The sequence below is a fragment of the Methylocaldum sp. GT1TLB genome (assembly GCF_051027445.1).
GTDB lineage: Bacteria > Pseudomonadota > Gammaproteobacteria > Methylococcales > Methylococcaceae > Methylocaldum.
Window position 1 is genome coordinate 1,377,299 of the sequence record NZ_CP194898.1, and the last position, 21,688, is coordinate 1,398,986.

General features: G+C 60.8%; 16 protein-coding genes. All 16 read right to left on the reverse strand.

The features are described from left to right. Window positions 1-192: 192 nt before the first annotated feature. The 16 genes from ACR2R1_RS05985 to ACR2R1_RS06060 all read right to left on the reverse strand — a co-directional run bounded on the left by ACR2R1_RS05985 (window position 193) and on the right by ACR2R1_RS06060 (window position 21,636). Window positions 193-1,164: a beta-propeller fold lactonase family protein gene (locus ACR2R1_RS05985; RefSeq protein ID WP_156879994.1), complete on the reverse strand. Its 972-nt coding sequence runs from the start codon at window positions 1,162-1,164 to the stop codon at window positions 193-195. 136 nt (window positions 1,165-1,300) lie between these two features. Continuing rightward, complete coding sequence (locus tag ACR2R1_RS05990; protein WP_205780810.1) at window positions 1,301-1,537, reverse strand: cation transporter; 237 nt, start codon at window positions 1,535-1,537, stop codon at window positions 1,301-1,303. 139 nt (window positions 1,538-1,676) lie between these two features. After that, complete coding sequence (locus ACR2R1_RS05995) at window positions 1,677-4,817, reverse strand: efflux RND transporter permease subunit (protein WP_434113124.1); 3,141 nt, start codon at window positions 4,815-4,817, stop codon at window positions 1,677-1,679. Between the two features lie 180 nt (window positions 4,818-4,997). Beyond that, window positions 4,998-5,372, reverse strand: coding sequence for a DUF559 domain-containing protein (locus ACR2R1_RS06000; protein WP_156879996.1), 375 nt, complete (start codon window positions 5,370-5,372; stop codon window positions 4,998-5,000). A 33-nt stretch (window positions 5,373-5,405) separates the two neighbouring features. Next, window positions 5,406-6,611, reverse strand: a complete 1,206-nt coding sequence (locus ACR2R1_RS06005) for an efflux RND transporter periplasmic adaptor subunit (RefSeq protein WP_434113126.1) — start codon at window positions 6,609-6,611, stop codon at window positions 5,406-5,408. A gap of 70 nt (window positions 6,612-6,681) precedes the next feature. Next, window positions 6,682-7,920 (reverse strand): TolC family protein, encoded by a 1,239-nt coding sequence (locus ACR2R1_RS06010; RefSeq protein ID WP_156879997.1) that lies wholly within the window; start codon window positions 7,918-7,920, stop codon window positions 6,682-6,684. A gap of 79 nt (window positions 7,921-7,999) precedes the next feature. Next, window positions 8,000-8,575, reverse strand: coding sequence for a carboxymuconolactone decarboxylase family protein (locus ACR2R1_RS06015; protein WP_156879998.1), 576 nt, complete (start codon window positions 8,573-8,575; stop codon window positions 8,000-8,002). Window positions 8,576-8,701: 126 nt separating this feature from the next. Then, window positions 8,702-9,061, reverse strand: coding sequence for a hypothetical protein (locus ACR2R1_RS06020; protein WP_156879999.1), 360 nt, complete (start codon window positions 9,059-9,061; stop codon window positions 8,702-8,704). 63 nt (window positions 9,062-9,124) lie between these two features. After that, the gene (locus ACR2R1_RS06025) at window positions 9,125-12,271 is read right to left on the reverse strand and encodes an efflux RND transporter permease subunit (protein WP_156880000.1); all 3,147 of its coding nucleotides are present in this window, start codon (window positions 12,269-12,271) and stop codon (window positions 9,125-9,127) included. Continuing rightward, a complete protein-coding gene (locus ACR2R1_RS06030; protein ID WP_434113129.1) occupies window positions 12,271-13,710 on the reverse strand; it encodes an efflux RND transporter periplasmic adaptor subunit in 1,440 nt (479 codons plus the stop codon). Before ACR2R1_RS06030 ends, ACR2R1_RS06025 begins: the two co-directional genes overlap by 1 nt. After that, window positions 13,707-15,017, reverse strand: coding sequence for a TolC family protein (locus tag ACR2R1_RS06035; protein ID WP_434113131.1), 1,311 nt, complete (start codon window positions 15,015-15,017; stop codon window positions 13,707-13,709). Before ACR2R1_RS06035 ends, ACR2R1_RS06030 begins: the two co-directional genes overlap by 4 nt. Window positions 15,018-15,138: 121 nt before the next feature. Then, window positions 15,139-15,546, reverse strand: coding sequence for a hypothetical protein (locus tag ACR2R1_RS06040; RefSeq protein WP_434113133.1), 408 nt, complete (start codon window positions 15,544-15,546; stop codon window positions 15,139-15,141). A gap of 481 nt (window positions 15,547-16,027) precedes the next feature. After that, on the reverse strand, window positions 16,028-18,079 hold the full coding sequence (locus ACR2R1_RS06045; RefSeq protein ID WP_434113135.1) for a copper-translocating P-type ATPase: 2,052 nt from the start codon (window positions 18,077-18,079) through the stop codon (window positions 16,028-16,030). Between the two features lie 225 nt (window positions 18,080-18,304). Beyond that, the gene (locus ACR2R1_RS06050; RefSeq protein WP_077731128.1) at window positions 18,305-18,724 is read right to left on the reverse strand and encodes a four-helix bundle copper-binding protein; all 420 of its coding nucleotides are present in this window, start codon (window positions 18,722-18,724) and stop codon (window positions 18,305-18,307) included. A 466-nt stretch (window positions 18,725-19,190) separates the two neighbouring features. Further along, the gene (locus ACR2R1_RS06055; RefSeq protein WP_434113137.1) at window positions 19,191-20,615 is read right to left on the reverse strand and encodes a hypothetical protein; all 1,425 of its coding nucleotides are present in this window, start codon (window positions 20,613-20,615) and stop codon (window positions 19,191-19,193) included. Window positions 20,616-20,658: 43 nt separating this feature from the next. Next, window positions 20,659-21,636, reverse strand: a complete 978-nt coding sequence (locus tag ACR2R1_RS06060; RefSeq protein ID WP_077731130.1) for an SDR family oxidoreductase — start codon at window positions 21,634-21,636, stop codon at window positions 20,659-20,661. Window positions 21,637-21,688 lie beyond the last annotated feature (52 nt).

Below are 21,688 nucleotides of genomic sequence, written 5' to 3' on the forward strand. Positions count from 1 at the left end.
CGAATGGAAACTGCTCTAAACCCAAAGCGCTCCGGAAGCCGCATCGAGTGGTCTACCCGAACGTACTTGCGCCACGATGGGCAAGCAGCCCGGACGAAACATGGCTGATCCCGGCGGATCGAGGCCACGAATCCCGAATTCGGCAATGGCCTACTACTCCGAACCAGCTATCGGAACTCTTTCAGCTCCTGCTCAAGGGCGCTTGAAAGCGATGCCTTCCGGTGCCGTGCCGACTTTGATGGTCTTGATGATGCGATCCTTCGTGGCGTCGATCACGGAGATCGTGTTATTTCCCGTATTGGTCAAGAGCAGCAGTTTTCCATCGGCCGCAAAGCCGATGCCATGGGTGCCGGCATTCGGCGCAATCGCGACGGTCTTGACGATCGCATTGTTGGCCAGGTCGATCTTCTGCACGGTGCCGGCGCCGTCGTTGGCCACGTAAGCATGTTTCTGATCGGGCGTTACCGTCACCTGCACCGGCCCCGCATCCGTGGGGATACGGGTAATGACCTGGAGACTGTTGCCGTCGATAACGGCAACATGGTTGGCGGCATGACAGGCGATATAAACGCGCTGACTGTCCTTGGCGAAACCGGCCCCCAAAGGGCCGAGCCCGACCGGTATGGTGCCCATTACGTTCCGGTTGGTCCTGTCGATAACCGACACGTCGCCGCTGCCGAAATTGCTGACAAACACCCGGTCGCCCGCTATGAGCGCGAAGTGCGGCATGCGGCCGACCTTGATGGTGGCCAGCGGAGCATAGGTTCCGGGATCGATCACCGCGACGGCGTCATCGAACTCGGTGGTGACGTAAGCTTCCTTGCCGTCGGAACTGATGAAGGTGTGGCGAGGGCCGTTACCGACCCGGAATGTCCGGCTCACTTGATCCGTAGCCGTGTCGATGATGGAAACCGTACCGTCGTTATTATTGGTAACCCAGGCCGTTTTTTGATCCGGGCTCAAAAAAACATTGTGGTCATGGACACCGACCTTGACCGTCCGAATCGTTTTGCCGGTGTTCAAATCAACGACCCCAACTTCACCCCCGAACCAGGCGGTAGCGTAAACTTTGCCGCCGGCCGCCTTGGATTCGGCCGCGCTCAACACGTTAACGACTCCTAGGACATAGCACAGCACGATGCCGAGAACTTGGGAATGCTTCATATCGATCTCCTCTCCTAGTTCATATGTGGGAATCGGCAGCCGTCATTTCGGGCCGCTCATGCCTTCATGCGGGGTTTGACCGCAGCTCACTCAAAAGATAATGAAACGGGAGATATTCATTCTTAGGGGCTAGGTTTCATGATCTGATCCGCCAAGCCGGAATTTTTATCCGTTGTTTCTCAATCGGAGGAAGAGAGGAAACGGCGGAAGATAAAAGCGTCGATTCGTAATACTTCACAATGCCGTCGTAGAGACTGAAGCCATAGACCAACGCATCGCCCAGCATATCGAGGGCGTCGGCGAGGAGAGCGACCGAGCCGGCGATCAGGCCGGAAACAAGTTCGACGATGAACATCATCGCGTTCAGAGCCAAGACGATCCGGAGGGTCTTGGCTTGGCGCCCGCGGAGTAGCTCAAGCGCACCGGCTTTTTCAGTGCAGCATGCGTCCATCGTTTAAGCGATGCCTAATCCTAACCTAGGAGACTTCGACGGCTTACCGGGCCGGAAAGCTTCATGGCCCTTGGTCCGGCACCTGGTATTTGACATCCTTGTGCCAGCGCCAAATCAAGTAAACGGCCGGGATGACGAACAGTGTGAGCAGCATGGCGGAACCGACACCGCCGATCATGGGGGCTGCCAGACGCTTCATCACATCCGCACCGGTACCGCTGGCGAGCATCACGGGAATGAGCCCTATGATGTTGGCGCCCCCGGCCATAGCCATGGGGCGGATGCGTTCCACCGCCCCGGAAAATACCGTTTCCGTGAGATCCTCGAGGGACTTCAGTCGACCCGCAACCTGCCGCCGTTTGACCGCCTCGTCGAGATAGGCCAGCATCACCGCGCTGGTCTCGGCGGCAATGCCCGCCAGAGCGATCAGCCCCACCCAGACGGCGATGCTCATGTTGTAGCCGAGCAAGGCCAGGTACCAGATTCCGCCAACCAAGGACAAAGGGACGCCCAGCATGACCATGAGGGTCTTTGTGACGGAGCGGAAGGTGAAGTAATACAGCACGAAGATGATGGCGATAGTCAAGGGAATGAAAAGCTTGAGCCGTTCCTTGACGCGCGCCATGAATTCGTACTGCCCCGACCAGGTGAGGGTATAGCCGGGCGGCAGCTCGATGTTCTCCGCCACGCGCCGTTTGAGCTTCTCAACATAACCGCCCACGTCCCGTTCGGCCATATCCACGTAGACGTAGCCCGACAGCATGCCGTCCTCGTCCCGGATCATGGCCGGGCCGCTGACCATGCGCAGGGAGGCCAGCTGCGCCAGCGGCACCTGTGCGCCGCTGGGCGTATCGACCAGCACCCGCCTTAGCTTGTCCGGGTCGTCCCGAAGCTCGCGGAGATAACGTACGTTAATAGGATAGCGCTCCCGGCCTTCGATGGTGATGTCGATGTTCTCCCCGCCGATGGCCGATTCGATGTATCGGTTCACGTCCATCACGGAAAGACCGTAGCGGGCGATCTCCTCGCGATTGATGGCGAAGTCCAGGAAATAACCGCCGGAAACCCGCTCCGCATAGACGCTCCGGGTGCCCGGCACCTCTTTCGCGATCATTTCGATCGATTTGCCTATAGCCTCGATCCTGTTCAGGTCGGGGCCGAAGATCTTGATCCCGACCGGCGTGCGCACGCCGGTAGTCAGCATGTCGATGCGCGCCTTGATCGGCATGGTCCAGGCATTGGTGACGCCCGGAAACTGCAGGGTCCGATCCATCTCATCGACCAGACTGTCATAGGTGACGCCCGGTCGCCACTCTTCTTTGGGCTTGAGTTCGACGATCACTTCCATCATGGAAAATGGCGCCGGATCGGTGGAGGTTTCGGCGCGCCCGGCCTTGCCGAACACGTGCGCCACCTCGGGGACGGCCATGAGCTTCCGGTCCATTTGCTGCAGGAGCTTGCCCGCCTCGGTCACCGAAATGCCGGGCAAGGTGGTGGGCATGTACAGGATGGTGCCCTCGTAGAGGGGGGGCATGAACTCCGAGCCCATCCGCTGATAGACCGGAATGATGCTGACGACGAGCAAAACGGACAAGACCATGAGGGACACGCGGTAGCGCAGCGCGAGCCTGAGCAGCGGCGCATAGGCTCGCTGCAAAAGACGGCTCACCGGATGGCGCGCCTCGGGCCGGATGCGCCCCCGGATCAGGAGCGACAGCAGGGCCGGAATCAAGGTCACCGCCAGCACCGCGCTCATGGCGATGGACAGGTTCTTGGTCCAGGCCAATGGTTTGAACAGCCGGCCTTCCTGGGCCTCCAGGGTGAACACCGGCATGAACGCCACGGCAATGACCAGGAGCGATGCGAAAATCGCGGGACCCACTTCCTTGGCGGAATCGATGAGCACCCGCTCGCGGCTGCCCCGTCGACCGCCCCGGTCCCATTCCTCCAGGCGCTTATGGGCGTTGTCGACCATCACGATGGCGGCGTCCACCATATCGCCGATGGCGACGATGATGCCGCCGATGGACATGATGTTCAGGCCGAGCCCCATGAAATAAATGGGGATGAAGGCGATAAGCACAGCGAGCGGCAGGGTGATGATGGGGATCAGGGCCGAGCGGAAGTGCAGCAGGAAGCCTGCGATCAGGACGCTGACGACGATCAGTTCCTCGATCAGATTCTCGGTGGCCGTGGCGATGGACTGCCGGATCAGGTCGCTGCGGTCGTAAACCGTCACGATCTTGACGCCCGGGGGCAGCGAAGGCTCGATTTGTTTGAGTTTCGCCTTGATGCGGTCGATGACCTTGGGGGCGTCTTCGCCGTAGCGCATGATCACGACGCCGCCCACCACTTCGCCCCGACCGTCGAGTTCCACCAGACCCCGCCGCATGTCCGGCCCGAGCGTCACCGTCGCGACATCCCGCAGCAAGATCGGTGTTCCGCCGGGATTCACCCCCACCGCGATACTCTCGATATCCGCAACGGATTTAATATAGCCGCGGCCGCGCACCATGTATTCGGCGCCGGAAAGTTCCACCACCCGACCGCCCACGTCCAAATTGCTCATCCGCACCTTGTCCACAATGTCCGATACCGATAGCCGGTAACCCAGCAGTTTGGTCGGATCCAGGTTGATCTGGTATTGGCGCACGAATCCGCCCACGCTCGCCACCTCCGCCACCCCGTCCACGCTGGCCAGCCAATACCGCAGGTACCAATCCTGAAAGGAACGTAGCGAGGCGAGGTCTTGCTGTCCGGTCTCGTCGACGAGGGCGTACTGAAATACCCAGCCCACCGCCGTGGCGTCCGGCCCAAGCTGGGGCGTCACGCCCTCGGGCAACCGTCCGGCCAACTGGCTCATGTATTCCAGGACGCGCGAACGGGCCCAATAAATGTCGGTGCCGTCCTTGAACAGCACGTAAACGTAGGAATAGCCGAAGTCCGAAAAGCCGCGCACTACGGTGACATTGGGCGCCGAGATCAAGGCGGTTACGATGGGATAGGTAATCTGGTCTTCCACCAGGTCCGGCGAACGTCCCGGCCATTTGGCATAGACGATGACTTGGGTATCGGACAGGTCCGGCAGGGCATCGATCGGGGTGTTCTTTAAACTCCAAAAACCCGCCGAGGCCAGGCCGAACACCAGCAGGAACACGATGAAGCGGTTTTTGGCGCAGAACTCGATGATGTTTTCGACCATGGAAATCCCCCCTAGCCCCCCTTTTTCAAAGGGGGGTGAGTTCGGTTCTCTTTACCAACAATCATCCCGCGATCAACAGGAGATAAGCTTTTGTTCCCTGATGGGTCAACCGGGGCGAGTTGCTTTTCCCCCCTCGATCAATAGGGGCGAACTTTTGTTCCCCCCTTTGAAAAAGGGGGGCTAGGGGGGATTTCCACGAATCCGCTCCATAACTTCCCGATGGATCGCCTCCAGCACGGCATCCAATTCCAGCAATACCTGAAGATCGTTAAAGCGCAACACCTTGAGTCCGAGTCCGTTGAGATAGGCATCTCGGTGCGCATCCTTGTTTCGATAGTCAACGCCCAGATGCTGGGCACCATCCACTTCGATGACCAACCCGGCTTTGGACGAGTAAAAGTCGACGATGAAGTTTCCAATGGGTTTTTGCCGGTAGAACTGCGCATTCCCAATCTGCTTCCCGCGCAGATGTCTCCACAGTTTTTGCTCGGCATCGGTCATGCCCTTACGCAAGCGGCGAGAGTACTGTTTCAGCCCGGAGTTGTATGTGAGCATATTTCGATTTCCCTTGGACTTATGGTATGTGCCTCAATGTTTCATGCCGGCCATGCCGCCTACGGCGGCTTTCAACTGGCTTTCCGAATCGATCAGAAAGTTCGCCGAGGTAACGACGTGGTCGCCCGGCTCGATGCCTTCGGTGATCTCGACCCATTCCGCGCCTCGCACCCCCGTTGTCACGTTGCGCCATTCGAGCTTGCCGCCGCCATGGTGGATGAAGATGATTTTCCGCTCCCCGGTTTCGAGCACCGCATCTTTCGGCACCGCGAGCCGCAGCCCCAGCGGGACGTTCAGCTCGACGTTGGCGTACATGTCCGGCTTGAGCCGTTCCTCGGGATTAGCCAGCGTGAAGCGGACTTTGGCGGTGCGCGTCTGCGGATCAAGGGTGGGATAGATGAAGTCGACGCGCGCTTCGAAATGGGTTTTGGGATCGTACGAGAGCGTCACATCGGCAGTCTGCCCGACCTTGATCAAAGGCAGTTCGTATTCGTAAATGTCGCCCAGAATCCAGATCGAGGTCAGGTCGGCGATGGTATACAGAGGCTCGCCCGGTTTGACGTACATCCCGGCCACGGCCTTGCGCTCGATGACGGTGCCCGAAATCGGCGCGTGGATGGGCAGGGTCTTGAGCACTGCGCCGGTGCGCTCGAGATCCTCGATGTGGTCTTCGGTGATGTCCCACAGAGCCAAGCGCCGGCGCGTCACCTCCAGCAAGGACCGGGCGCCCTGCGCCACTTCCGGGAATTCGCTCGTTCCGAGGTCTCGGACGCTTTGCAGAGCGAGCAGGTATTCCTGCTGGGTGGCGACCAGATCAGGGCTGTACAAAGTGAACAATATTTGGCCCTGCTTGACGCGATCCCCGGTGGCGCTCACGTACAGCCGGTCGATCCAGCCTTCGATCTTGATGTTGACGTTGGCGAGCTTGCGCTCGTCGATCTCGACCCGGCCCACGGTCCGGATCGTCCGGGTCAGGGGCCGCTGTTCCGCAATCTCGAACCGGACTCCGATCTCCTGTAGCCGTTCCGGGCTGATGGTCATGGTGTTGGTGCCACCCGGGACCGCGACGGGCGGTGCAGCTTCTTCTCCGCCCGGAGCCGCCCCGTGGCCGGCGTGGGCCGCTGGCGGCGGGGTAGCGGGTGCGGGCCCCTCGTTTCCGCACCCCACAAGCAGCAATGAAGTAATCAGTCCTACCGCCCACAGCGTTCTAGATCGCGGCGGGTGCCATCCGTTTATCATGGCGCACATCCTTGTGCTCCACCCTCCGGGCGCACTGCCGTGCGTGCAAAACGCCAATCCTGTCGTTTTGTCATGGTCTTTCTCCGATAATCTCCTCGAGCCGGGCCAGCGCTTTTTCGTGTTCGGTCATCTCGCCGTGCAGTTCGATCTCGTTTTCCTGCAAGGTCAAGAGGCTGTTTAGCAGGGTCAAAAAATCCACCTTGCCGACGGCATAGCTCGCCTGAGCCGAGGCCAGGGTCAGGCGAGCTTGCGGAATGAGGACCTCCGCCAGCAGTTTGACCAATTCTTCCGCCCTCTGTGCGCGAGCGAGGTTGTCCTGCACCCGGGCCGAAAGCGCTTGTTTTACCGCCCACCAGTCCTGCAGGGCGGCCTCCCGTCTCGCCACCGCCTCCTTCACGCCGTAACGTTGTTTGGTGGCGTAATACAGCGGTACCCGGACACCCAGCATCACTTGATAGCCGTCTCGCCGCATCGTTTCGTTGCGAAGACCCAGCGCGCTCAGCTCGAAATCGGGGAAATACTCGCGTTTCGCCAAAGCGATGGCATTTTCGCTCCGTTCGATGTCTTTCATTTGCGCCCGCAGCAGCGGTGCCGCCTGCTCGATCAGAGCCTGGATTTCTACCGGGTTGTGTTCAAGGGGCGTGACCCGGATCTCCTGAGGCACGCCCAAAGGGCGGGTGGGCGGATACCGGAGAATTTGATTGATCTCTGCCCGTAGTGATATGCCCTGCTGTTCCAGAATAGCCAGACGCTGCAGCACCCGCGAGATTTCGGTCTGGGCGCGGAACACGTCCTGCTGCGTCCCTTGTCCCACCATGTAGCGGGCTTTCGCGGTTTTCTCGAAGTTTTGCAGCAAACCGAGGTTCTTCCGCACGACTTCGAGGGATTTGTGCACCAGATGCAGGTTGTAGAAGGCTTCCTTGAGTTGCGCCACCACATTCAGTTGCACCGCCAGGTATTCCTGTTCGATCCGATCGGCTTCGCTCGCGGCCACCTCGCCCCTGAGGCCGAGCTTGCCCGGAAAGGGAATTTCCTGGCTGACCCCGTACATCGCTTCCCGCTCGACGACCTCCCGATAGCCCAGATTGATCTTGGGGTCGGGCAAGGTCCGGACTTGCGGGATCACCGCTCGGGCGGCCTCGAAACGCTGCCGCGCGGACTGGATGTCCGGATTGTTCTCCAGGGTTTCTTGAACGAGGCGTTCCAAGTCCAGGCGAGGTTCTGCCTGTTCTCCGGCGGCCGCTAGGCTCCAAAGTGCGACCGCCAAGAGGATGCCAAAACGGCATCGGCTTCTATTGGGTTTCAGCATGAACCTCTCCTGGGATGCGATTGAATGATCGTCAGAGCCGTGACACCGGATTTTGAAGAAACGCTCAAACGGACTGAACTCATGGCGTGTCCTCTTCGGCCTTCGGTTTCGGAATCACGGGGCAGAATCCCTGCGGTTCTACACCTAAGGCCGCATTGAACTTGCTCGACAAGTTTTGAAAGGCGATCAGAGCAGTCAATTCGACGATCGCATCGTCATCGAAATGGCGGCGCAGTTGCTCGAAGTGCTTCGACGCGGGGTGGCGGCCCGAGTCGGTCACGGCCTCCGCGTAAGCCAGCGCGGCCTTTTCCCGCTCGCTGAACAAAGGACTCGTGTCGAAATCGGCAATCGGCGCCAGCTTTTCCGGATCGAGTCCACGCCGGAGGACGAGAAAAAAGTTGAGATCGACGCAAAAATGACAGCCGTTGATCAGGGAGACACGGACCGTGATGAGCGAGCGTAGTGTCGATTCGATCGACGAGGTGCGGCGGTCGAGCGCACCATAGAGCAGCGCCAGGGCGGCAAAGACTTTGGGCATTCGTGCCCACAGGCGCGCGGATTCGAGCACGCCGCCATAGCGGCGCTTCTGGTTCCAAAAGAAAAGCCGCACATACCATGGAAACCGATAATCAGATGGAGTGGCGATGATCGGCATGATGTTTTCCCATTAAATCACCGGGGCGGGATGATTATTCCCATCCGGGGGCTGGATGTGAACGGTTAACCTCGATCAGGTTAAGGGACATGGGTAGAGACTTCCATGTCCCCGAACCGATGGGCGTTACCTGGCTCCGCCCGCCATCCGTCGATGGTCTTCCGCCATGTCTCGATTGGCCTCGGCAGCTCGCTCGTAAATATCAATCAGCCGCTTGCAATGAGCTTCGAAACTGCCTCCTTTATACTCCCGAGGGTAGTCATGAGGATCTTTCAGGAACTGCGCGAGGATTTGCCTATGCTCCTCGGCCTTCTGTTCCATCTCCCTGGCGACCGCCTCGTAATGATCGGCCAAGGCTTGATGATCGGCGGAAGTCTTGGCGCTTTGAAGCGCCACGGACATGTCCATCGGGTGAGGGCTCCTTTCGGCGCAGGAAACCAATAGTCCGACCAAGGCTAAAACAGCAATTACGATTTTGGTTCTCATGGTTTTTTTCCTTTCAAAGGTTTTCGATTACCAAACTGCGAAGTATTTCGAACAAAATTGGCGCTATTTCCGGCCGCACCTCCTTGCCTCAACGGGTGTTTTTTCGACGGATAAACCTTTGACTTGCGCATAAATCGCCGGGATCACGATCAGGGTCAATAAAGTGGACGACACCATCCCGCCCACCATGGGCGCGGCGATGCGGCGCATGATTTCGGAGCCCGTGCCCGAGCCCCACATGATGGGTAAGAGTCCCCCCATGATGGCGACGACCGTCATCACCTTCGGCCTGACCCGTTCTACCGCTCCTTCCATAATCGCGGCGTGAAGGTCGGAGGAACTGAATCGTTCGCCGGCCGCCGCTCGTCGTTCCTTCAGCTTGTTCAGCGCCTGATCCAGATAAATCAGCATGACTACTCCGGTCTCCGCCGCGACGCCCGCCAACGCGATGAAACCGATCGCGACCGCCACGCTGAGGTTATAGCCCAGCCAGTGCATCAGCCAGATGCCGCCCACCAGCGAAAACGGCAGCGACAAGAGGACGATGACCGTCTCCGTTACGCGCTTGAAGTTGAGATACAGCAGCACCACGATGATCAAAAGCGTCATCGGCACCACGATGCGGAGCTTGGCCTTGGCCCGTTCCATGTACTCGAACTGGCCGCTCCAGGTGAGGTAATAGCCGGGCGGGAATTTCACCCGCTCGCGCACGGCCCGTCGGGCGGCGTCCACATAACCGCCGATATCGCGTCCACGGAGATCCACGTAGACGTAGGCGGACAGCAAGGCGTTTTCGGTACGGATGGACGCGGGCCCTTTGGTCAAGCCGATGCGCGCCACTTGCCCCAAGGGAATCATGGCGCCGGACGGCGTCGGGACCAGCACCTGGGTGGCGATGGCCTCGGGCGAGTCGCGGAATTCCCTGGGATAACGCACGACCACGCCGTAGCGCTCCCGTCCTTCCACCGTGGTCGTGACCGTCTCGCCCCCCAGCGCGGACGCGACCACGTCCTGTAAGGCGCCGATGCTCAATCCGTAGCGCGGCAGAGCCAGGCGATTCGGCTCGATGATCAGGTAATAGCCGCCGGTGATCCGTTCCGCATAGGCGCTGGTCGTGCCGGGGACGGTTCTGACGACCGATTCGATTTCGGTCGCGAGCCGTTCGATTTCTGTCAGATCATTACCGAACACTTTGATGCCGATGGGCGTTCGGATGCCGGTGGACAGCATGTCGATGCGGTTCTTGATGGGCATGGTCCAGGCGATGGTAACGCCGGGCATCTGGGTGGCACGGTCCATTTCGGCGATCAGCTTTTCGGTGGTCATGCCCGGCCGCCACCGGTCCTCCGGCTTGAGGTTGACGACGGTTTCGAACATCTCGAGCGGAGCCGGGTCGGTGGCGGTGGCGGCGCGGCCGGCCTTCCCGAACACCGACTCGACTTCGGGAAAGGTCTTGAGGATACGGTTGTGAATCTGCATGATCTCCGCCGCCTTCGTCACCGAAAGCCCCGGAAGACTCATGGGCATGAACAGCAGCGTGCCTTCGTTCAAGGTGGGCATGAATTCGCTGCCGAGCTTGGACAGCGGGTAAGCCGTCACCGCTAGAACCAGCAGGGCAAAAGCGATGGTCAACTTCTTCCCGCGCAGCACGAAGGCGATGACGGGGCGGTACAGCCAGATCAGCGCCCGGCTGACGGGGTTCTTGTGCTCCGGCACGATCCGCCCCCGGATGAACAGGAGCATCAGCACCGGCACCAGAGTCACCGACAACAGCGCCGACCCCGCCATGGCGAAGGTCTTGGTGTAGGCCAGCGGCTTGAACAAGCGGCCCTCCTGGTCTTCCAGCGCGAACACCGGCAGGAAGGAGACGGTGATGATCAAGAGGCTGAAGAACAGGGCGGGGCCGACCTCACGGGCCGCCCTGGTCATGATGGCGAGCCGGTTTTCATGAGGCTCCGCCCGTTCCAGATGCTTGTGGGCGTTTTCGATCATCACGATGGCGGCGTCCACCATGGCGCCGATGGCGATGGCGATGCCGCCGAGGCTCATGATATTGGAGTTGATGCCTAGAAGATGCATGACGATGAAGGCGATCAGCACCCCGATCGGCAGCATGATGATGGCCACCAGGGCGCTTCGAATATGGAGCAGGAAGACGATGCAGACTGCGGCCACGACGAGGGTTTCTTCGACGAGCTTTTCGCGCAGATTGGCTATGGCCCTCAAAATCAAACCCGAGCGGTCGTAAACCGCTTCGACCGAGACGCCCTCGGGCAGGCCGCTGCTGATTTCCGCCAGTTTCTCCTTGACGTTCCGGATCACGTCCAGCGCATTCTGGCCGTAGCGGGCCATGGCGATGCCGGAAACCGCCTCGCCTTCGCCGTTCAGTTCGGTGAGCCCGCGCCGTTCGTCCGGTCCCAGCTCCACCCGAGCCACGTCCCTGAGCAGCACCGGCGTACCGTTTTCGGCCTTGAGCACCAGTTTCTCCAGATCGCCGATGCCTCGTAGATACCCTTTGCCGCGTACCATGTATTCGGTTTCGCTCATTTCGACGACCCGCCCGCCGACATCACGGTTGCTCGCCCGGATCGTCTCGCTGACCGTGCTCAATGGAATTCCGTAAGCCTGGAGCCGGCGCGGATCGACGACGACCTGGTACTGCCGGACGAAGCCGCCGACGCTGGCGACTTCCGCCACGCCGTGCGCCTTGGCGAGCTGATAGCGGATGAACCAGTCCTGGAGACTGCGGAGTTCCGCCAAAGTGTGCCGGGCGCCTTGCACGACATATTGGTAAACCCAGCCGACGCCGGTGGCGTCGGGTCCCAGTGTGGGCGTCAGGCCCATCGGCAGCCGCTTGGCGGCAAAGTTCAGATATTCCAGAACCCGCGAGCGCGCCCAATAAATGTCGGTACCGTCTTCGAAAATGATGTAGACGAACGATGCGCCGAAGAACGAGAAACCGCGCACGACCTTGGAGCGGGGCACGCTCAGCATGGCGGTGGTCAAGGGATAAGTGACCTGATCCTCCACCACTTGCGGGGCCTGGCCGGGATATTCGGTGTAAACGATGACTTGTGCGTCGGAGAGATCGGGCAGCGCGTCGAGCGGGGTCTTCACCACGGAATAAATGCCGGCGAAGACGGCGAACACCGTCGCCAGCAGCACCAGAAAGACGTTGCGCGCCGACCATTCGATGATTCGTGCCAGCATCACATTCCCCCATGATCGGCGTGATTACCCGGCGCCGGCGGCTCCGGAGCGCCGAAGCTGTCCAAGGCCGATTTCAGGTTACTTTCGGCGTCGATCAGGAAATTGGCGCTGATCACCACGTTTTCGCCGGCCTTCAGGCCTTCCAAGACTTCCACCCACTCATCGCCTCGCGTACCCAGCCGGACCAGGCGAGGCTCGAAACGGCCCTCGCCGCGATCCACCAGAACCCGAGGGCGCCTGCCCCCTTCCAGCACCGAGGACTCTGGAATGGCCAAGGCTGGCCGGACGGTGCCGGCCAACTCGACATGGGCGTACATCATGGGCTTCAGGAGCCCTTTAGGATTGGGCAGCTCGATCCGAACACGGGCCGTCCGGGTTTCGGGATTCAGGGTCGGATAGACGAAAGTCACCTTGCCGTCGAAGGTTCGGCCCGGATAGGCGTCGAGTCCGACCCGGACGGCCTGCCCGCTCGATATCAGACCGAGCTCCTGCTCGAAGACCTCGGCGATGATCCAGACCGAGGACAAATCGGCGATTTTGAACAAGGTGTCGCCTGCCATCGCTCGCATGCCGGCAATGGCCATTTTTTCCATGACAACGCCGGATACCGGCGAGCGGATGACCAGATTGCGCCGGACGATCTCCTCTCGTTCCAACTGCCGGATTTCGGCCTCCGAGACGCCCCAGTAACGCAGCCGCTCCAGGCTGCTTTGCACCAGACTTTCCATCTCGGCTTGAGTGTGCGGCGCGGCGTTTTTCAGCGCGGATCGGCTGTTTTTGGCGATCAGGTAGTCGTTCTGCGCGGATACCAGATCGGGGCTGTACAGTTCGAACAGCGGCTGCCCTTTCTTAACCGATTGGCCGGTGGCGTTGACGTGGAGCTTTTCGATGTAAGCGTCGAACTTGAGCGCCATCGTGTGGAGCCGCCGTTCGTCCGCCTCGATGAGACCGACCGCGCGGACGGTGCGGACCAGATCCCGCTGCTCCACCGCTGCCGTCCGGACGCCGAGCTTCTGGACCTTGTCGGGACTGATTTTGACGATATTGGCTTCGCCGGGTGTTTCTTCGTCGGCGTAGACGGGAATGTAATCCATCCCCATGGAATCTTTTTTCGGCACGGGCGAAGTATCGGGAAGTCCTATCGGGTTCCGGTAATGAAGGATTCTGCGTTTCTTGGGCGTTTCGGCGCTCGGATGCGGTTCCGCTTGCCCGGTTTCCGGTGCCTGATCCTCGTAGACCGGAACGTAATCCATACCCATTTCGTCCTTCGCCGGGACCGGCGAGGTGACCGAGGGATTCATGGGGTGGCGGTAATACAGGGCTCTTTTCTCGGCGGGAGTCGACGGCTCCGAGCCCTCGCGGAACCCGGCCAGCCAATAGCCCGAAGCCAGGCCGACGATCAGCGCCGCCAATATCAAAAACACGGCCGATCGGTTCATAAGGCCTCCTTGCCGGCCGCGGCGGAAAGCCTGGCCAAAGCCTGCTGCGCCTGGGCGTAAGCTTGCCAGGCCTGGATTTCGGCGTTGCGGAGATTGGCCGTGGCGCGGAGCAGATCGGCCATGGCGGCCTTGCCGACCTCGAAGTTCGCTCTCAAGGATGCGACGGTCTGCTCGGCCAAGGGGACGATTTCGTGGCGCAGCAAGGCGTGGTGGTCCTTGGCGCGCCGGTAATCGGACAGCGTCGCAGCGATGTCCGCCTGAACCTTTCTGAATGCGTCCTGCAGCGCATATTTTTCGCGCAGCCATTCGCTTTGCTGCTGATCCACCGCCTTCGCCTGCTTACGTCCGGCATAGACGGGAAGATTGAGGCTGACTCCGAAGCGAACGAAATCGCTGCGGTTCTCGCCGTTGGGGGCGCGATCGCGAAAAGCATAGCCGGCGCTGAAGGTGAGGTCTGGATAATAGTCTTTCTTCGCCAGCTCCACTCGGCTTTGAGCGGCGTCGACGTTGCGCCGTTTTTGATTCAGCAGCGGCCGCCCCTGTTCCGCGGCTTCGTCCAGCTGCTCCTCGGCGAGCATCTCCGGAAGCTCGTCAGGCTGGTCGTAGGCCAAACCGAAGAAGGTCGTCGGCGGGCGGTCGAGCAAGGCATTGAGGCGGGCCACTTCGCGGTGGTGCATGGCGGTGTGAATCAGCCGCTCCTCGCCCAATTTGGACAGTTCCAGTTGCGCCTGGAGCACATCCTGTTGGAGGGCTTCGCCGACCCGGTAACGCGCCTGAACGGCTCGGATCACGTCACGCAGAGTGGTTTCGGTTTCGGTGAGAATTTGCAGCGTCCGCTCCAGGTAAAACAGTTGCCACCAGCGGAGTTTCACGTCCCGCACCAATCGCAGACGGGCTTCTTCGACCGTTTGCGTGGCAGCCTCTGCCTCGAATCCGGCCGCCTGTTCCTTGAGCGCCAGCTTGCCCGGAAACGGAACGGTCTGGCGGAGGCCCACATCCACCATGGTCATGAAGTCCTCCCGGACATCGAAGCTGTCGGCGGGAAGGTTCAGCATTTCGACGCTCAAGGTGGGGTCCGGCAGACTGCCGGCCTGCGACGGAACCGTCGCCATCGCTTCGGCGCGGGCGTTGATTTCGGCGAGGCTCGGATTATTGGCGAGCGCCTGAGAAATAGCCGCATCGAGGCTTAGCGAGGCCGTTTTTTCCTGCCCCCCAGGGGACGATGAAAAATAACCTAGGCCAATCAGTATCAGAATGAAGGCAAAAGGCCGGCGATGCAGCCGATGCATTTTGCGTAAGCGGAGCACAGTAGTTCTCCCTTGACGAAGTTCAGGTCCCTGAATCCCAAGATTCAGGCCATACCGAAAACCCCGGCCCCGTGCGATGTCACGGCTCCGGAGTTTTCCACAGCGTCGCTAGGAAAGTCCGCTAATTCAGTAGCGTGCAGAATTGATAGATGAGAGGGACGCGCCGCCTTCGTTGAAGACGCGGCGGGGGTGAGATCGGACGAGCGGTCTCTCCAGGCGGGATCAGCAGGACCAGCCAACAGACCACCCAGGCGAAGAAAATCTCCAGCTTCTGATCGAAGAGGCCGTGGTTGCTGTGTTCAAAAGTCTTGGCGTCGAGACACAACCCTAGGTTGCAGTCGTCGGGAAGAGATGGCTCATGATGGGACGGGTGACTGGAGTTCCCCTGCTCGCACTCTGACAGGAAAGCGTCGTGCAACTGCTTGAAAACCGTCTCGCAGACAATAGCCGCCGGCAACGCCAGCCACGCGATCAGAAAGAACGGAATCAGAGCGCGGGTTGGAGCGGAGTGTTTACGAAGATACGTCAATACGTTGCCGTCCACATTGGGAGTCTTGCCGAACACTACATCAGGCCGAAAGCAAGAAAAGCCAGGGAAAGATACCACAAGACTAGATCGCCGGGAGAGATGTTCAATACGGTCTTTTACCGATAATGCGACCAGCCACCGCTCCAATTACGACACCGGACTCCGGATTTAGGTGGTTAAAAAAGAAATAAGGGCGAGCGGTATAGAATTGATTAAGCTCAGGCGTGCTCGGGAGTCGGCGAGGCATTCTCTCGATTGACTGTTGTTTTGGCCATTGTCGCCGCAATAAGGGTGCGTTTGTCTCCCGCCTCATTTTCCGCTTTCGGCACGGGTCGAAGCTTTGGTTCAGATGCCGGGTACGAGGCATCGGGCGACACGTTCAGCCCGGTGTTCCCGAAAGACGCAGCGGAATCCTTTCATCAGGAGAAGCGGAAAGACAACACCCTCGGCGTCCTGGCGATTCTTCGAAGCTGGACACAGCTTACAGCCGGCTGCGATAACGCTCCAAGAGCTTCGCGTTGATCGCGACGATCACGGTGCTGAGGGACATGAGCGCCGCCCCCATTGCCGGCGACAGCACCCAGCCGAACGGCGCGGCGACGCCGGCCGCGAGGGGAATGGCCACGGCGTTGTAGCCGGTGGCCCACAAAAGATTCTGGACCATCTTGCCGTAAGTGGCGCGGGACAGGCCGAGCGTCGCGGCCACGTCGAGCGGATTGCTGTGCACCAGAACGATGTCGGCCGATTCGATGGCCACGTCGGTGCCCGCGCCGATGGCGATGCCGAGATCGGCCTCGACTAACGCCGGCGCGTCGTTGACCCCGTCACCCACCATGGCGACGGTCAGGCCCTCCGACTTTACCTCGCGGATCTTCGCCGCCTTCTCGTGGGGCAGGACTTCGGCGAAGTAGTCGTCGAGCCCGAGCTGCCCGGCCACGTGCGCCGCAACCGCCCGGCTGTCTCCGGTGAGCATGAGGCAGCGGATGTTCATGGCCTTGAGCCGTGCGATCGCTTCGAAGGATTCCGGACGGACCACGTCGGCCAGCGCGATGGCCCCGAGAACCCGGTCGCCGTCCGTCACGTAGACCACCGTCTTGCCCTGCCCCGCCAGTTCGCTCAATCGCTCGTCGCGAACGCCGAATCCCTGCTCCTCGACAAACCCCGGACTTACGACCCTAATCAGCCGTCCTTCGATCCGGGCCTCGGCGCCGCGGCCGGTCAGGTTCCGGAATTCCTCCGCCTTGGCCAGGCGGATGCCGCGCTCCTCGGCCGCCCGGACGATGCCCAGGGCGATCGGGTGTTCCGATTGCTGCTCCAGCGAGGCAGCCAGCCGCAGCAGCTCCGCCTCGTCGATATCCGCCAGCGGCACCGCGTCGGACACGCCGAACCGGCCCTCGGTGAGGGTGCCGGTCTTGTCGAACACGACGGCCTGCAGGTTCCGGGCGCGCTCGAAAGCGGCCCGATTGCGGATGAGAAGACCGCTCAGGGCGGCCAGCGACGTGCTCACCGCCACCACCAGCGGCACGGCGAGCCCCAGGGCGTGCGGACAGGTAATGACCATCACGGTGACAGTGCGCTCCAGCGCGAATTCGAAGGGTTCGCCCAGCAAAAGCCAGACGACCAGGGTCAGAGTTCCGACCGAGAGGGCGATATAGGTCAGCCATTGGGCCGCGCGGTTCGCCAAATCCTGCGCCCGCGAACGGGAAGCTTGCGCCTGCCGCACCATTTCGACGACCTGCGCCAGATAGGTTTCCGCGCCGGTCTTCCGGATTTCCAGCACCAGCGCCCCTTCGCCGTTGACCGCCCCGCCGATGGCCTCGTCCCCTTCGCGGCGGGTGACGGGCTTGGATTCGCCGGTCAGCATGGATTCGTTCAAGCTCGAGCGGCCTTCGGTGATGAGGCCGTCGGTCGGGATTTTTTCGCCCGGCTTGACCAGCACCCGGTCGCCGGGGTGAAGTTCGGTGACCGGGACTTCCTCGACTTCGCCGTTTTCCCGCAGCCTATGCGCTTCGGTGGGCATCAGCCGCACCAGGGCATCCAAAGCGCCCGAGGCGCCCATCACCGACTTCATCTCGATCCAGTGACCGAGCAGCATGACGTCGATCAGGGTCGCCAGCTCCCAGAAGAACACCTGGCCCGAGAGGCCGAACACCACGGCGCTCGAATAGAAATAAGCCACGCTGATGGCCAGCGAGATGAGCGTCATCATGCCCGGCTGAAGCTGCCGGAGCTCGTCGAACAATCCGCGGATGAACGGCCGGCCGCCATAGAGATAGACGGCCGTCGAGAAACCGAAAAGGACGTAGGTGTCCCCCGGAAAGGCGAGGCGTTCCTCGAGCCCCAGCCACTCCTGAATCATGGGCGAAAGCGCCAGGATGGGGCCGGTCAGAACCAGCGAAAACCAAAAGCGGCGGCGGAAGTCCTCGACCATCGCCGTATGATCGTGATGTTCCGCATGATGGCCTTCGCGGCGATCAGCCGGAACGTGGCGAGCGGGAGCGGCTTGCGGCTCGGAATGGGTATGGTGTGTCATGGCGGCGCTCCGTGGGATCGTTCCAGCCGCCAAGCGGTGGGCGGGGTTAGTTGGTAGCGGATTCCGGTTCTGGGCTATGCGTGTTCATTTTCATACCGGAAGAGCTCGATGGGAAGTGCGCTCCGGCCTCCCAAGAGCGGAGCGCACCGCTACACAGATTTCTCACGAACGGTCCGGCCTATTTCCGGCGCCGAACCGCTCGTTTCTTAACGGAACCCATGCCGGTTACATCGTGATCGCACCCGCCAGCTTGTTGCAGGCTTGCTCGCAACGGCGACACGACTCACCGCAAATGCGGCAGTGTTCGTGACGAGAGGCATGCCGCTCGCACTCCTCGGCGCAGATTCCGCAGGCCGTCGCGCAGGCCTGCAACTGGCTGCGCATCATCCTCATGTCCGATTCGGTCTCGCGCGAAACCAGCCGGCCCGTCGCCTCGCAGATGTCCGCGCAATCCATGCACATCCGAATACATCGTTTGAGATTCTGCACCTGGTCCTCTCCGACGCAGGCGTCAGCGCATGCGGTACACGCTTGCGCGCAATCGAACAGTTCGCTTGCCGTTTGTGACAACAATCCCATGTCCACTCCACGTCCCATTACGGCCGGGTGCGGATGCGCTTTGAGCATTTCCTGAATCGCGTTCATGATGTGCCTCCTGTATTCCTTGCCATGTATATTTCGTTCGTCTCCGCCTGTTCCATTTACTGGAAGGCTTCTCTCCGGTTTGAGACCGGTTTTTTGTCGGACCGAATGGCGATAAAACCAGTCCGCAAAAAAAGTAGGACCGGGGTTTAACTGGCTCGGTTCCGGCGGGATCGCTCGGGTTTTCATGCGGCACATCTTTCGTAGGGTGGGTTAGGCGCGCATCAACGGAACCTGCAAAGTTCCTTTGGTGTTTCCGCGCGCCGTAACCCACCAGGCAAGGCCGCGGGAACCGGTGGGTTACGGCGCGCGGAAAGTCCTGCGGTCGCAGCATGGTTCGTGACAGTGCGCGCCTAACCCACCCTACGATCGTTTTGAGATACGACCTGATGTTATCGGCGGCCGATTCGAATACATCACTCGACAGAACACGGCAGTGTCCATGCCCCTCTGCCAACCCGCTCCCGCGCTAACGAGGTCCTACAGTGACCGGCCGGGTACCGCCCATTCGGTCCAGCAGGGTCTTGAACGTGATCTCCCCCGTATGGCTATACCCGGAAACCGGTGCCGGCAATCCCACTCTTTCGATATCGACGGTGTCGCGGACGAGTCCTGTGGTATTGCTCGCCTTCAGAGTGTCGAAATAAGAGACCGCCTTGCCCTGCACATCGGCCGTGATTCGGTCGCGCTGCGCCGGCGGCAAGTCCCATAGGGCTTGCTTGAAAGGCAGCAGCGCCCGCTTGCGGGTGGCGCGGTAAAACGCTTCGTCGCTCATGCCGGGCTGCCGCTCTCCGGGCCATTCGCTATCGATCCAGCGGTAGATGTCCTTTTTCAACTCCACGGGAAACGCCTCGTGCTCGAAGATCAGGTCCTCGAACGGCGCGACGAGATGCAGTTCGCTGACGTTATTCCCCGGAAACTGCGGGAACAGCGTTTCCGGAATGGGCGTTATCCCGCTGCGCACCGCCAGGCTGAGGCCATACTCCCGGCGAGCGATCTCGCCGAGATCCCGGACCAAATTGAGATCGACGTCCGCCTCGCCCACCAGGACGACAACCTTGGAAAGGTCCTTCTTACCGCCCGGAAGATTGAGCTGGACGTAAAAGCTCTCCATGAAGGCGCGAAACTGATCCGCGGTCAGGTTTCCATCGCCCATCGCCTTGATTTCGGCACCGATGTCGACGGACAGCTCCTCCGGCTCGATCTCGCGGATGAACGCGACCAGTTCGGCGCATTCCCGGCCGCTTTGCTGATGCTGTTCCGGAAAGCTCGGGCGGGAGAAATCCGCCAGGCTCGAGGTATCGAGATCGATATTGAAGAATCCGGCCGTAATCGCCTCTTCGATCCGTTCTTTCAGCCTGTCGATCTCATCGTCCCGGCTGACCTGATAACTGGCGCGTCCTATGCGAATATGATCGCTTTGGAGGAACACGGCTCGCTGATATCCCTCGCGAATCGCCGCCGCCAGAATGCAGGTGGCATACTCGGCCGGCGACTGGAACCCGTAACCGGAGACTTCATCGGTGTAGCCGAAACTGAAAGCGCCTGCGCCGGTCTCCCCAGCCGCGCGAAAACAGGCCCTCGCCACATCGTAGCTCAGCGCATGCAGACTCAGCACCGGAGCCGTGAAAACCGGAGCCACGCCCAGGACTGCCGCTTCATGCAGCCCCTGGATGGAGGTCGGATAAACCACCAGCTTGGCGGCTACTTCCCGAATCAACCATTGCAGGAAATATCTGAATTCTTCCGATTCATGGAAGATGGCGTTGTAGACCAGCCGGTCGATGCACGCTTCCCGGAGCCTGTCGGCATCGACGACTTCGACTTCGTTGCCCTTGATTTCCACTACTCCCCTGAGGGTGCTCTCGATATCGATAGCCGTTCGAAACAGCATAGGCTTACTCCTTGCGAGACAAATGACGAGGATCAGGGCGGACTCACGATCTTCTTCCGAGTCCGGCGAACCCGAACCCCATGCCGATGCCCAGTACCCCGGCCAGCGCCATCCAGGAAACGGGCAGCCTTTGCCGGGGTCTTTTCCAGCCGCCGCGCACCCTGGCGTATTCGGGCATGGGTTGGAACAGATTGCCCGAAGTCGGCGGTATGGCGCGCTCTTGAAAGTGCTTCGCTTCGACCACCCGAGCCGCCCATCGGTCGAACAGCCCCGGCACGATGCGCTGGGCGACGATCGCCGCCCGGATGTTGGCGCCCACGATCACCTCGCGGCGCGGTGTGAGCGCGGCGGACAGGATGGCTCGGGCGATTTTTTCCGGATCATAGATCGGCCACATGGGTCTGGCCGCGCGCCCCATGTAATTGCCCCCCTGCTGGAACAAGGGCGTATCGGTCGCTGGCGGAAGCACCGTGACCACATGAATGCCCGGCACATCCCAAAGCTCCTGCCGCAGGCAATCGGATAGCGCGACGATGCCGTATTTGCTGATGACATAAGCGGCGGCGAAAGGCTTGGGAATTTTTCCGACCCCCGAGGAGACATTGATGAGAACGCCGCTACCCTGCTCCCGGAACCACGGCAGGATGGCCCGAGCACCGTGAACGTAGCCCAATAGATTGGTGTCGATTACCCGGCGGAAATCCGCAATCGGGGTTTCCTCGAACCGGCCGAACAGAGTCACCGCCGCGTTGTTGATCCAGGTATCCAACCGCCCGAAGGTTTCGATGGTTCGGCGCGCCAGCGCTTCGACCGCTGGTCCGTCGGTCACATCGACCGGCACGGCCAAAGCCTTTCCGCCGGAGGTTTCGCACTCCTGCGCCAGTTCATCGAGGGCCGCTCCACGGCGGGCGGCCACCACCACGGTTCCTCCCGCCGCTGCGAACGCCAAAGCCGTGGCCCGACCGATGCCGCTCGATGCTCCGGTAATCACGGTAACGGTGTTCTCGATCCCGAGCCGCATGGCCACTCCTTTCCGCAATGGGCTTACTACAAGCAGACCCTGCGCCATAGCG

Excerpts from the sequence above, each read along its gene's own strand:
- ACR2R1_RS05985 (WP_156879994.1), bottom strand. The coding sequence starts at position 1,164 with ATGAAGCATTCCCAAGTTCTCGGCATCGTGCTGTGCTATGTCCTAGGA.
- ACR2R1_RS05995 (WP_434113124.1), bottom strand. The coding sequence starts at position 4,817 with ATGGTCGAAAACATCATCGAGTTCTGCGCCAAAAACCGCTTCATCGTG.
- ACR2R1_RS06000 (WP_156879996.1), bottom strand. The coding sequence starts at position 5,372 with ATGCTCACATACAACTCCGGGCTGAAACAGTACTCTCGCCGCTTGCGT.
- ACR2R1_RS06005 (WP_434113126.1), bottom strand. The coding sequence starts at position 6,611 with ATGATAAACGGATGGCACCCGCCGCGATCTAGAACGCTGTGGGCGGTA.
- ACR2R1_RS06010 (WP_156879997.1), bottom strand. The coding sequence starts at position 7,920 with ATGCTGAAACCCAATAGAAGCCGATGCCGTTTTGGCATCCTCTTGGCG.
- ACR2R1_RS06015 (WP_156879998.1), bottom strand. The coding sequence starts at position 8,575 with ATGCCGATCATCGCCACTCCATCTGATTATCGGTTTCCATGGTATGTG.
- ACR2R1_RS06020 (WP_156879999.1), bottom strand. The coding sequence starts at position 9,061 with ATGAGAACCAAAATCGTAATTGCTGTTTTAGCCTTGGTCGGACTATTG.
- ACR2R1_RS06025 (WP_156880000.1), bottom strand. The coding sequence starts at position 12,271 with ATGCTGGCACGAATCATCGAATGGTCGGCGCGCAACGTCTTTCTGGTG.
- ACR2R1_RS06030 (WP_434113129.1), bottom strand. The coding sequence starts at position 13,710 with ATGAACCGATCGGCCGTGTTTTTGATATTGGCGGCGCTGATCGTCGGC.
- ACR2R1_RS06045 (WP_434113135.1), bottom strand. The coding sequence starts at position 18,079 with ATGACACACCATACCCATTCCGAGCCGCAAGCCGCTCCCGCTCGCCAC.
- ACR2R1_RS06050 (WP_077731128.1), bottom strand. The coding sequence starts at position 18,724 with ATGAACGCGATTCAGGAAATGCTCAAAGCGCATCCGCACCCGGCCGTA.
- ACR2R1_RS06055 (WP_434113137.1), bottom strand. The coding sequence starts at position 20,615 with ATGCTGTTTCGAACGGCTATCGATATCGAGAGCACCCTCAGGGGAGTA.
- ACR2R1_RS06060 (WP_077731130.1), bottom strand. The coding sequence starts at position 21,636 with ATGCGGCTCGGGATCGAGAACACCGTTACCGTGATTACCGGAGCATCG.